Below are 11,715 nucleotides of genomic sequence, written 5' to 3' on the forward strand. Positions count from 1 at the left end.
TTTTTTCTAATTAACTATTTTTATCGATTTTATCATGATCTTGCCTCTGTCTCACATTTATTTGAAATGACTATATAGCACTAAGGTGAGCATGGCGCACGCTACATAATGAGGTTTTGCGTGCATAAATGTAAATATTTTCGTGAGTAAAATTCGCAAACAAGGACAGATTTTGTCAATTAATTGCTTTTTTTTGTGACATAAGCGATTTCCAATCCGTGACGATAATAAGCTGTTTCTAAATCAACTATTTCCTGTTTAACTTGAGGCTCTAATTCAAACAAGCTTAGCTGAATGGGTTCCTCAGTTTTTTTGCCTTTGTTAAACTTGCTCAAAAGTCTTTCTTCTAAATGCTGGTGCGATTCTAAATTGCCATCTGACAGAATGTGATTAATTTGTAAATTAAATTCTCTGAGTTTATGGCAAACTAAAATAGTCCTGTGACAAGTAATCGGGTCTTTTTCCGCACACATTAAACTAATTTTATAATTGGCTGCGTTTTTGAGTAAGCGCTCAATTCCTGCTGAAAATAAAGGAGTTGCTGCTATGCGATCGTATAAAGCTTTACCGCTAGTATCGTAACAGCTTAAATCCTCCGGTCTCGCGCCCAACTCTTTTCCTAAAAAAACATATTGAATGCCCACACTTGACAGAGAAGCTTTAATTTCTGATTTATTAAAATGAGGTAAATAGCGGCTGAAAGGATGCGATCGCACGTCCGCAACCGCCGTAATTCCGTGTTGTTGCATCAGCAAAACAAACGCTTCAATACTCAGATTGGAGTGTCCGATCGTAAATAATTCCATTGCTTAGATTTTACTATTCAGTCCGCCTGCGCGAAGGAGAGTTTGTGCAGCCAAATTCTGTCAACCTGTAGACTTCAAGCTGTGGTTTTTTTTACCCAATTTTGAATCAAAATTTGCACACCCAGCAGCATCAAACCGACAGCCGCAAGCCCAAAAACGCCCGTACCCAAAGCCACCATTCCCACTACCAAAGTTCGCACGGCGACACTAATTTTAAGCACAGTAATATTGCTGGAATGCACCGGCTTGCTAGCAAAACTTAGAGCGATCGACATAGTTAGCGAATACAAACCAAAAGCGAACGCGCTAGCGATCAGTGAACCAGTCACGCACCGCAATACCGTCGGCGACTTTGGCGGCAAAGCATCCCCAGCAGAACTTGGAGGTTGAGAACTAGAATTAGGATTAGTTAAATCAGCCATTGCGATTTTAGATTTTAGATTTTAGATTTTAGATTTATGGTTAATTCACCAAAACTAAAATCGGTGTTTTATGGCATTTTATCAGTTCTTCGATCTCAATAGACTCTACGCAAAGTTAGATTCATCTTGACCATCGCCTGTTAGACGCATTTTACTCGGATTGCGATCGCACCATTTTCGAGTTATACCCTCGCAATCGGCGGTTTCGTCTCGTTTCCCTCCGAAAAAATCCGAATTCCAGTATTGCTAAAATTTGCTACCCAAAAATCCAAATCTGGAGAAGCGATCGCACTTTTAACCCGTTCTAAAACCTGCTGAGCCTGCTCTGGAGACTCCGCCAGCGCAAACACCGTAGGCCCCGATCCCGACATCATCGTTCCCAAAACCCCCGCCGACTCAAAAGCCTGCCGCAACTGCAACACCTGCGGGTACACGGGCAAAGCAACTTTTTCTAAATCGTTGTGTAGCAATTGGCCAATTTTCGATCGATCTTTTTGGGCGATCGCCCCCACCATCGGGCCCGAATGTAGTCGTTGCCGGCGGCACTCCAAATCTTCCGCTGCACAATAGGAACTACTGAACTGCTGGCGATAAGTTTGATACGCCCAGGCACTAGAAATACTGAGATTGCGGTACTTGGCCAACACCACAGAAAAGCCCCCCAAATCAGGCAACGGCGACAGTTTATCTCCGCGACCAGTTGCCAAAGCCGTACCTCCCGCAATGCAAAAAGGCACATCCGAACCCAAAGTTCCCCCCAATTCTTGCAACTCCGAGTGAGTAAGTCCCAATTGCCACAGCAAATCCATCCCGACTAAAACCGCGGCCGCATTTGCAGAACCGCCTGCGAGCCCCGCCGCCACTGGAATTTGCTTGTGAATGGCAATCTCGACTCCGCCGTATTTCGCCAAAGCATCGGGGAATTGCTTCGCCAACAAATCCGCCGCCCGGTAGGCCAGGTTATTCTTATCAGGAGGGACTTGCGGGTGATCGCAGCGCACGCGAATCGTGTCCGTACCGATCGCGCGCAAGTCAATTCGATCGGCTAAATCTATGCTTTGAAGTACCATCGCCAGTTCGTGATATCCGTCGGGGCGATCGCCTATGATTTCCAAATACAGATTGATTTTTGCTGAAGCTAGCAGAGAATATGAACGCATAGGTGATTAAGCCGCAGGTGAAAGAAACCCCTGGTTGAAATTAATTGACACCAGTCCCCGTCCATTTTCTCACAACTCAAAGGAAATATTATGCAGGAAATGTGGAAAACTTTTTTTAGTTCCGGGTCATTTATTCCTCACGGTCACTGCTACCTCTGGCAGACCCAGTTAGTCTGGCTTCACGTTGCCTCAGATTCTATAATTGCGATCGCCTATTTTTCCATCCCGATTACATTGGTTTATTTTATTTCCCAACGCGAAGATTTGCCCTTTGATTGGATCTTTGCCTTGTTTGGAGCCTTTATCGTCGCCTGTGGCATCACTCACATATTTGAACTCTGGACACTTTGGCATCCTACCTATTGGCTTTCAGGAACAATGAAAGCAATTACTGCCATTATTTCATTTGCTACAGCCATACTTTTGGTAGACTTAATCCCTCAAGCCCTAGCACTTCCCAGTCCTGCACAGTTAGAATCCGCAAATCGACTCCTAGAAGCGGAAATTGTCGAGCGCCAATTAGCAGAAGCTGCACTACAAAAAGCTAAAGATGAATTAGAAATTCGAGTTGAGGAACGCACGGCAGAGTTAAAGTCTCAAACTCAACAGTTAGAATTCGCCAACCGACTCCTAGAAGCTGAAATTGTCGAGCGCCAATTAGCAGAATCTGCACTACAAAAAGCTAAAGATGAATTAGAAATTCGAGTTGAGGAACGCACGGCAGAGTTACAGTCTCAAACTCAACAGCTCGAAGAAGCCTTGTGTGAATTGAAGCAGGCTCAATCAAAGCTAATTCAGAGCGAAAAAATGTCATCTTTAGGGCAATTGGTCGCTGGTGTTGCTCATGAAATCAACAATCCGATTAACTTTATTTACGGCAATGTTACTTACGTGCGCCAGTATACCGATAGTTTGCTAGAACTGGTAAATATTTATCAAGAGCACTATCCAAATCCCCTACCCCAAGTTAAAGAAAAACTCAAGTCTGTAGATTTAGATTTTATCATTTCTGACCTGCCAGAAATATTAATTTCTCTGAAAAATGGCGCCGAGCGCATTCTCGGTATTGTCAAGTCGCTGCGAATTTTTGCTCGCCATGACGAAGCAGAAATGAAATTAGCCGACATTCATGAAGGAATTGACAGTACACTGATGATTTTGCAAAGTAGATTGAATGCTCAGCCAGGTTTATGGAGCATTGAAGTGATCAAAGAATATGGCAATCTACCCCCAATAGAGTGCTATCCCGGACAGCTAAATCAAGTGTTTATGAATATCCTGGCTAATGCTATTGATGCTTTAGAAGAAGACAGCCACAGCGAGGCGATTGCAGCCAATGAAGGTAATCCCCGCCTCATCAAAATTTCTACCAAACTTTTAGACAGTGAAGTGGTAGAAATCGGAATTAGCAACAACGGCCCCGAAATAACAGAATCGGTGATAAAGCACTTATTTAATCCCTTTTTTACCACTAAACCAGTAGGAAAAGGCATAGGGTTGGGTTTATCGATAGGCTATCAAATTATCACCGTAAGACATCTAGGCGAATTGCAGTGTATTTCGGCACCGGGGAAAGGTACGGAATTTATTATTAAAATTCCCATGAGGCTGAAATACACCTTAAAAAATGCACAAACCACCTAAATTTAACTGCCTAACCTTCCCGGTTCTGTTGCACTAGACATCGGATAATTACTCCAGACTCAACATTCCTTAATAATTAATTTATGGCTGTATCACACTTCGTTTCGCACCGACATACTTTGAGGTAAAAAACTATATTTAGTCCTGTCGATAATCTATAAAAAAGCTGTTTTTATTCAGGACTAAGAGTCCTTATTCAAGAGGGAGAGGACGGAACACCTAACTAAAAATTATTAAGATTTATCTGACTGGACATAATCTTATTACTCAAACTTACCCATTGAGCCACGCTTAAATCTTCTGCGCGAGATTGAGGATTTACCTCTAACTCTTCTAGCAGTTGAACCAGTTTATCTAAATCCACAGCCCCTTTCAAATTATTCCGCAGCATTTTGCGCTTGCTACCAAAACCCAACTTCACTAAATTCTCCAAATAGCGCGGATTAACCGCCGTAGTTTCTATCTGTCGCGGAACCAGCCGCACCACGGCAGAATCGACTTTTGGCGGCGGAAAAAAGTCTTTAGAGGGCACATCGCAAATTAACTCGCATTCTGCTAAATACTGCACCCGCACGGACAAAGCGCCAAAAGCTGTCGAACCCGGTTTAGCGTAAAGCCTTTGGGCCACTTCTTTCTGCACTAACAGCACGATCGACTCGAAGGGTTTAGCAGCAGGAACCGATATCGTTCCCAGCAGTTTTTGCAGGATCGGGCCGGTAATATTATAAGGAATATTGGCAACAACTTTATTGGGATTTTGAAATTTGGGAAAGACCGTTAGTTCAGCATCTAAGTCCATTTCCAGGAAGTCGCCTTGCAGCAGTAAAAAATTGTCGGTTTTGCCGAGTTGTTTGGCTAGCTTGAGACACAAATCTCGATCGATCTCCACAGCAACAACAGACTCAGCCGCAGGCAGCAAACGCCGAGTCAGAATCCCCGTACCCGGCCCAATTTCGAGGACGCGATCGCCATCCAAAGAAGCCGCTTTCACAATCTTATCTAAGGCTTTCTCGCTTTTGAGCCAATGTTGAGCAAACTGTTTTCGGGGTCTGGTCGATCGCATTGTTTGAATTGTTGGAGAAATCTTAGCCTTTCATTCTATCACAGCTCAATATCTTTTCCTAACCTACAGTCATGTTTATTTTTGTTAACAGGGGTTGAATAAACCAAAAAACATTGGCACTATAAAAAATAAACGATAAAAAATAAATTAATTTCTTCCCAATTACCAATTCCCCAAAAATGAAATTCCAACGAGTATTTGGTACATTACCCAAAACCACAGCCAGCGCCCCCGGCAGAGTAAACCTACTGGGCGAACACACAGACTACAACGATGGATTTGTACTTCCAACTGCGATTCCCCAGCGCACAACAGTACAAATCGGCTTCAGCAGTGACGATCGACACCATTTTTATTCAGCAGAATATGACGAACTCATAAATTATTCAGACGACGATACCATACCGCAAAAATTTGTCAGTTATATCTGTGGCTGCCTGAAACTTGTAGAAAAAGAAGGATACAAAATACCGCCCATAAATCTGTACATTACCTCCAATGTGCCGATCGGAGCCGGTTTATCCAGCAGCGCCGCTTTAGAAATAGCAACCCTCAGAGGACTGCGCGCGCTGCAGAACCTGCCCCTAGACGACGTGCGGCTAGCTCAAATCGGACAGCAAGTCGAAATCCGATATGCCGGCTTGAACTGTGGGATCATGGATCAAATGGCGTCGAGTCTAGCAGACACCAACACCATGCTATTTATCGACACCCGCAGCCTCGAATGCCGCCCGATACCTTTTCCCACAAACACAGAAATTTTAATAATTGACAGTGGCGAAAGCCACGAACTCGCAGCAGGAAGCGGATACAACAAGCGGCGCGCCGAGTGTGAGGAATCCGCGCGGATATTGGGAGTTAAAGCTCTTAGGGATATCGCCGACCCCCAAGCTGTCGAAGTATTGCCGGAACCTCTCAGAAAGCGAGCGCGGCACGTCATTACCGAAAACAACCGCGTACTCGAAGCGGTAAAATCTTTGCCAGCAAAACGTTTTGGCGAGTTAATGAATGCTTCCCATGCCAGTCAGCGCGACGACTACGAAGTTTCGGTGCCTGCAGTAGACACGCTGGCGGCAATCTTGCAGTCAATTCCCGGAGTATTCGGCGCAAGGCTGACGGGCGGAGGTTTTGGCGGTGCTTGCGTAGCGCTGGTGGAGAGTGGGAAAGCGGGTGTTATCGCATCAGAGGCGATCGATCGCTACCAGCGCGCGGGTTATACTGGCGGCGTTTTGGTTCCCGAAGTTAAAGTTAATTCTTAACGCCAGAACTATCTCCCGACAGGGAAGGCCAGCGCACAGTGACGATCGCCGAATCCTCCTCGGCCGACCAATAATGAGGCACTCCCGGTAGCCAGAGAGCATAATCTCCTTCGCGAGACAGCAATATTTCTTGCTCAGGAAATTGCAGGCGAAACCGCCCTTTTACCAGGATAGAAAGCGTGGTGGCTTCCGCATTTACCGCCCACTGAGTTCTACAATCTCCGGCGGGGTGAGTGCCCCATTTTACCTCTAAAACAGAAGTCGATCGCGCGTCGTCTTCAGGAGTAATAAAGTGACCCGCAAACCACCCCCCACGACTTGCGCCTTCAGCGCCCGCATTTCCAAAAACCACTTGAGATGACATCAGCTCATCCGGTAAACAACAAAGATGGTTATATCTGACATCTTGCCCCATTTTCAATAAGCTTTTTCTAAGCGGGCAGGATGCCCACCCCACAAGAAATTCACTCTTTGTGGAACAGGCATCTTGCGGGCGGGCAAGATGCCCACCCCACAAGAAATTCACTCTTTGTGGAACAGGCAAGATGCCTGTTCTTGAGAATAGTGATCTTGGGTGAGTTAGATCGAGGGACACCATCTAACTTATTACTTGCGGCCGGAAGATTGACCTTCCGTCGTAGCTATTTCCCCAGCTTCCATCAACTGCTTAAAGCGACGTAAATCATTGGCAATTTGCTGTTCGGGAGCTTCGCCAAATAGTTTAGCAGCGCCAGCACCAATTGCACCGCCCGGAGGGTTGTATTCGATGACAACTTTTACCTCAGTACCGCGTCCCGCAGATGCAGGTTGAAAGCGCACAAAACCCGAATTGTCAACATCAGCCCCTTCCACAGACGCCCAAGCAATTAAGCGATTTTCTTCTTCGCGGACAATCTCTGCATCCCATTCCACACTATTGCCCATCGGCGCGCTGGCAATCCAGTGAGAACGTTTTTCATCGATGACCGTAACGTGTTTGAGATGCTTCATAAACCGAGGCAAATTTTCAAAATTGCGCCATAAACGGTACAATTCAGCAGCCGGTTTGTCGATCGTCACCGTCTTTTCAACTTTAATGCTTTGATTGGGATCTGTGGCCGACTGCAAACCCTCCACAACCCCCAGCCCGCGCGCCGCTAAACCGCCGCCCGCAACCGCCAGCAAAGCACCTCTCAAAGAACGCTGCGACAAACCAAAAAGCACCAGCGCCCCGCCACCTATTAAAGATGCCCAGCGTTCGGTATCGCCGTTGCTACTTTGGTTTTGTTTGTCGGAATTTGTCATTGAATTAGATTCCATTAGTTTAAACGTGGTAAATTAATCTGGCTCTAGCAATTCCCCAGCTTCTTTTTTGTCAAATCCGTACTCTTCTATTTTGTCTTCAGCCTCTCTGATTAAAGTTTTGAACCGAATCGGATTTTGGTGAATTTCTGTTCATTGAGCGACTGGCATATAAATAGAGACGAACAACCCAGCAGATTGTTGTACAAGCGCTTTGAGATCCTCTACAGATATTAAGTTCACCGCTGAAACTCCTTTTATAAAGGGTTTTGTAATGAAAACCACAGATTCTTTAAAATGTATCTCCCCTGGCGCGGCTCCTGCGTCTGCCTAAAGTAATGATCGCCTGCTGTAGAGCCTTTCATCCCCGGACTAAAACGGGGTTTGCAGCGGCTGTTCTAATCGAACTGCTTATGACCTAAGATAGACGGCGCTAACTCGGCTGCTACTTTACGATAATTTAGTTGAGTCAGGTTCAACTACTCGTTATATCTGATGAAACCAAAAATGTTTCTGGGGTTGCTGTGGGCAACATTTATTGCCTACACCTTACTGCTAGCTCCTCTCGCTCAGCCCTGAACGTTAACAGTTATTGAAAAAATGCTCAAATTCCAGCTAGAAGGAATTAACCCCTATTGTGCATTTAATAACTTGGGATTGTTGCTTGATGGCTGTAATATTTCCCTCTCTTCTGGGAGACGACATGGCACGCCGCGGACTCGCGGACGATCGCATTTTTTGGGCAGTCTCTCTAGTTCCGCTGTTAGGGCCGCTAGTTTATCTTTGTCTGCGCCCCCCTCTGCCAGAATCTGCAACCGAAATTGCGACTTTCCCACTGACAGCCCGAAATTGAAATATTGAAAAATTTGGTAGTGTTCAAGATGTAATGAATATTCAAGCCGTAACGGGATTAACAAACGCTCAAAAAGCGACATTGAGAGGGTTAGGGGCGATCGCGCAGTCTGTGTGTACCGTGGAGAAAGATTTTAATTGTGCTGAAAATCTCGATCGACACTTATGAGGTGACTCTATGGAGCCAAATGATACATCGGCCCGCTACGACCGAATTGCCCAATGGTGGCAAACTGAGCATCAAGATTCAACCTACGGGATTGCCCAATTAGAACGGGCGATCGAATTTACTTCTAAGCAACACGCAGCACTTGATGTCGGGTGTGGAAGCAGCGGGCGTTTTATCAACAGCTTATCCCAGCATGGATTTCAGCCTGAAGGACTTGATATTTCTAGGGAAATGATCGATTTAGCGCAGCGGCTACATCCAGAAATCACGTTTTACCGGGAAGACATTTGTGATTGGCTGCCACCGAAACTTTACAGCCTGATTGCAGCGTGGGATAGCACGTTTCATCTGCCAATCAACCAGCAAGCGCCTGTGATACAAAAGCTATGCCATGCGCTTGAACCTAATGGAGTGATCCTGTTCACTTGTGGCGGCGGACATACAATCCGCGAGGTTTCGGGAGCATTTCAAGGTCAAGACTTTGATTACAGCACTTTGGGTGTAGATACTTTCCTGCAAATTCTGGTTGAGCATCATTGCACCTGCCGCCATCTCGAATATGACCAGTATCCTGAAAATCATGTTTATATAATTGCCCAAAAGACCTAATTTATCATTCGCACCATTAAAGTGTGGGATGTCGTAACTGGTGGCTGTATTAGGAGGTTGAGGGGCGATCGACTGTATGAAGGCATGAATATTCAAGGGGCAACGGGATTGAGGAATGCTCAGAAATCGACATTGAAAGCGTTAGGGGTGTTGGTGTAACGTGTGTCGAGATTAGGGCGATCGCGTTAACTCAGCGCTTAACTTGCGGATCTTGAGTGGTGAAATTTGGTAAGATTTTGCAAACTGAGTTCATGCCGCAACAGATTACGCCATAAGCCATTTAGAGGAAATAGACGTTTCGCTTTTAATAAAAAATCACATTTCAGTTGTACAACTCAAGGCTTTCTGATTCTGGACTCCATTCTGTAATTCCTCATTCACCCATAACCCAAATAGGAGAAATACCTCATGTCTACATTCAAATACAACCGTCTAGACAAGAATAATGCTGCGGTTTTGCTGGTCGATCACCAAACTGGACTCTTCTCACTTGTGCGTGATATTGGTGCCGCCGACTTCAAAAATAATGTGCTGGCGCTGGCAAGTGCAGCCAAATTTTTCAACCTGCCTACAATTTTGACAACTAGCTTTGAGCAAGGCCCCAATGGAGTCATCATGCCTGAACTGAAGGAGAAGTTTCCAGATGCTCCCTTTATTCCCCGTCCCGGACAAATCAATGCTTGGGACAATGAGGACTTTGTTAAAGCAGTAGAAGCAACAGGCAAGAAGCAATTGATCGTGGCCGGAATTGTCACTGATGTATGTGTTACTTTTTGTGCGCTTTCGGCATTAGAGGCAGGTTATGAGGTTTTTGTTGTCACCGATGCCTCTGGAACCTTCGATGAAGCCTGTCGCTATGCAGCTTGGGATCGAATGTCTCGTGCTGGAGTTCAGTTGGTCAATTGGTTTAGCGTTGTGTGTGAATTGCACCGTGACTGGCGCAACGATATTGAAGGACTGGGTAGTCTCTTAGCAGAGTTTATTCCTGACTACAAAAACCTGATGACCAGCTATGCAGCAAACGCAAATGCTGGATCTCCCAATAAGTAGTGAGAAAGCGCCTACTTTATTTAGCTTGTGTAACTGAGTTAATATTGTCATCGTTAGGTTATGAATTTTAGGTGGAACGTAGCGGTGACAACTACTTGGTTGTAAGTCAGGTAGAGGGTGTTTTTAATAGCTCTTGTCAAGGATTGTAAGTCTTTTTCTAGTCATTTCATCTCATGCCAAACCTTCTCGATCCCATTCGTTAATCTCCCTTCTGTTTCAACACGTGCTGCCGAAAATTGCCGAGCAATTTGGTGCCTCTAGGGTGGTTGTTCTGAATAAAACTTTTCTCTCAGTTAATTCTCTAAATTCTATGTTGGAAGAACCGTTGGCGAGCAATAGCAATGAAGACAACTATCTAGTCACCGCTGTGATCTCTCATATCGTGAAACCGGGGCGCGACCAAGGTTACGAAGCATGGTTTCATGGCATCGCCGCAGATGCACGAAAATTCAAGGGACATCTGGGTGTCAGCACTATTCGACCCCACGATCACGCTCATCCTGAGTACGTGGTCATTCTCAAGTTCGATTGCTACGACAATCTCAAGACATGGCTTGAATGTGATGTTCGGCGAGAGTGGATTGAGCGATTGCAGCCATTGATTGAAAAGCCAGAAGATATTCAAACCCTCACCGGATTGGAAACCTGGTTTACGCTGCCCAATAAATCGATGAAGGCTCCACCCCCTCGCTACAAAATGGCGTTAGTTACATGGTTGGGAGTGTTTGTTACCATTTCTATTCTCAATCGTTTGCTGCTACCGCTACTATCAGGGCTTCCTGCCTTGCTCACATCTCTGATGATCACAGGTCTGACTGTTATCCTACTCACCTATTTGATCATGCCGCGCTTAACACAATTATTCCGCAAATGGCTATATCCCCTTCCATAAAATGATATGAATTTGTGGCGCTACGACGACGGGGACAATCGGTTTGGCGGGATAATAATTTTGAGCGAAGCTGGATTACCAATGGCAAGTTGCAGCACTACATTAATGACCATGGACTACGAGGAGTGCTTTCAAACTTTCAAAGCTCGCAAGCTGCAATTGAAGCGAAGGAATACGCGATCGACTTCAGTACACTAGCCAACCAAAATATCAAGTGCTCCGCTGGGCATAAATACGATTATTTAATCAGACGAGACGTACAATTAGCAGCCGACTTACTGAAACAAACCCATTCTCAGACTCGCGGTGGAGATGGTTATGTTCAAGTCGATCTCCCTCCTCACTCGCTATTCCAGGCCCAAAGTGCGATCGCTGAAGCTCAAATCCTTTGGGATTCAATCGGCTGGCGTAATTTAATGCTCAGAATCCCAGGGGAGCATCCCGGTTGTGTAAAAGTGCTATCCAGAGAGGATAATAGGTAGAGCGTCAACAGAAGCGTGAACTGCAT

Annotated in this window: 15 protein-coding genes; 9 read left to right on the top strand and 6 right to left on the bottom strand. The window is 45.4% G+C overall.

Translation table 11 applies throughout. The features are described from left to right. Nucleotides 1–179: 179 nt before the first annotated feature. The 3 genes from QUA40_RS25345 to ispE form a co-directional block, all read right to left on the bottom strand. Nucleotides 180–806, bottom strand: coding sequence for a DUF488 domain-containing protein (locus QUA40_RS25345; RefSeq protein ID WP_333131004.1), 627 nt, complete (start codon nucleotides 804–806; stop codon nucleotides 180–182). A gap of 74 nt (nucleotides 807–880) precedes the next feature. After that, nucleotides 881–1,228, bottom strand: coding sequence for a DUF3082 domain-containing protein (locus QUA40_RS25350; RefSeq protein WP_333131006.1), 348 nt, complete (start codon nucleotides 1,226–1,228; stop codon nucleotides 881–883). 182 nt (nucleotides 1,229–1,410) lie between these two features. Continuing rightward, on the bottom strand, nucleotides 1,411–2,388 hold the full coding sequence (gene ispE / locus QUA40_RS25355; RefSeq protein ID WP_333131008.1) for a 4-(cytidine 5'-diphospho)-2-C-methyl-D-erythritol kinase: 978 nt from the start codon (nucleotides 2,386–2,388) through the stop codon (nucleotides 1,411–1,413). A 90-nt stretch (nucleotides 2,389–2,478) separates the two neighbouring features. Between ispE and QUA40_RS25360 the strand changes: the two genes are divergently transcribed. Next, nucleotides 2,479–4,032 carry an ATP-binding protein gene (locus tag QUA40_RS25360; protein ID WP_333131010.1) on the top strand — a complete coding sequence of 518 codons (1,554 nt, stop codon included), beginning with the start codon at nucleotides 2,479–2,481 and terminating at the stop codon, nucleotides 4,030–4,032. A gap of 223 nt (nucleotides 4,033–4,255) precedes the next feature. Here QUA40_RS25360 and rsmA read toward each other — a convergent pair whose 3' ends face one another. Continuing rightward, entirely contained in the window at nucleotides 4,256–5,095 is an 840-nt protein-coding gene (gene rsmA / locus QUA40_RS25365) for a 16S rRNA (adenine(1518)-N(6)/adenine(1519)-N(6))-dimethyltransferase RsmA (RefSeq protein WP_333131012.1), read from the bottom strand. Nucleotides 5,096–5,274: 179 nt separating this feature from the next. On the opposite strand from rsmA, the gene galK reads away from it, so the two are divergent. Next, nucleotides 5,275–6,354: a galactokinase gene (gene galK, locus QUA40_RS25370; protein WP_333131014.1), complete on the top strand. Its 1,080-nt coding sequence runs from the start codon at nucleotides 5,275–5,277 to the stop codon at nucleotides 6,352–6,354. On the opposite strand, the gene QUA40_RS25375 is transcribed toward galK, so the two are convergent. Both QUA40_RS25375 and QUA40_RS25380 read right to left on the bottom strand, forming a co-directional pair. Next, nucleotides 6,344–6,718: a signal peptidase I gene (locus QUA40_RS25375; protein ID WP_333131016.1), complete on the bottom strand. Its 375-nt coding sequence runs from the start codon at nucleotides 6,716–6,718 to the stop codon at nucleotides 6,344–6,346. The genes galK and QUA40_RS25375 overlap by 11 nt on opposite strands. Before the next feature lie 242 nt (nucleotides 6,719–6,960). Next, the gene (locus QUA40_RS25380; protein WP_333131018.1) at nucleotides 6,961–7,638 is read right to left on the bottom strand and encodes an SRPBCC family protein; all 678 of its coding nucleotides are present in this window, start codon (nucleotides 7,636–7,638) and stop codon (nucleotides 6,961–6,963) included. Between the two features lie 664 nt (nucleotides 7,639–8,302). On the opposite strand from QUA40_RS25380, the gene QUA40_RS25385 reads away from it, so the two are divergent. The 7 genes from QUA40_RS25385 (at nucleotide 8,303) to QUA40_RS25415 (ending at nucleotide 11,689) form a co-directional block, all read left to right on the top strand. Continuing rightward, a complete protein-coding gene (locus tag QUA40_RS25385) occupies nucleotides 8,303–8,488 on the top strand; it encodes a hypothetical protein (protein ID WP_333131020.1) in 186 nt (61 codons plus the stop codon). Between the two features lie 33 nt (nucleotides 8,489–8,521). Continuing rightward, on the top strand, nucleotides 8,522–8,656 hold the full coding sequence (locus tag QUA40_RS25390; RefSeq protein WP_333131021.1) for a hypothetical protein: 135 nt from the start codon (nucleotides 8,522–8,524) through the stop codon (nucleotides 8,654–8,656). Nucleotides 8,657–8,665: 9 nt separating this feature from the next. Next, a complete protein-coding gene (locus QUA40_RS25395) occupies nucleotides 8,666–9,265 on the top strand; it encodes a class I SAM-dependent methyltransferase (protein ID WP_333131023.1) in 600 nt (199 codons plus the stop codon). Nucleotides 9,266–9,286: 21 nt separating this feature from the next. Further along, entirely contained in the window at nucleotides 9,287–9,424 is a 138-nt protein-coding gene (locus QUA40_RS25400; protein WP_333131025.1) for a hypothetical protein, read from the top strand. A gap of 249 nt (nucleotides 9,425–9,673) precedes the next feature. Further along, the gene (ycaC, locus tag QUA40_RS25405; RefSeq protein ID WP_333131027.1) at nucleotides 9,674–10,315 is read left to right on the top strand and encodes an isochorismate family cysteine hydrolase YcaC; all 642 of its coding nucleotides are present in this window, start codon (nucleotides 9,674–9,676) and stop codon (nucleotides 10,313–10,315) included. 310 nt (nucleotides 10,316–10,625) lie between these two features. Then, a complete protein-coding gene (locus tag QUA40_RS25410) occupies nucleotides 10,626–11,207 on the top strand; it encodes an antibiotic biosynthesis monooxygenase (RefSeq protein WP_333131028.1) in 582 nt (193 codons plus the stop codon). Between the two features lie 14 nt (nucleotides 11,208–11,221). Further along, entirely contained in the window at nucleotides 11,222–11,689 is a 468-nt protein-coding gene (locus QUA40_RS25415; protein ID WP_333131030.1) for a transaldolase family protein, read from the top strand. The last annotated feature ends 26 nt before the right edge of the window (nucleotides 11,690–11,715 follow it).

The organism is Microcoleus sp. Pol11C3 (assembly GCF_036701485.1).
GTDB lineage: Bacteria > Cyanobacteriota > Cyanobacteriia > Cyanobacteriales > Microcoleaceae > Microcoleus.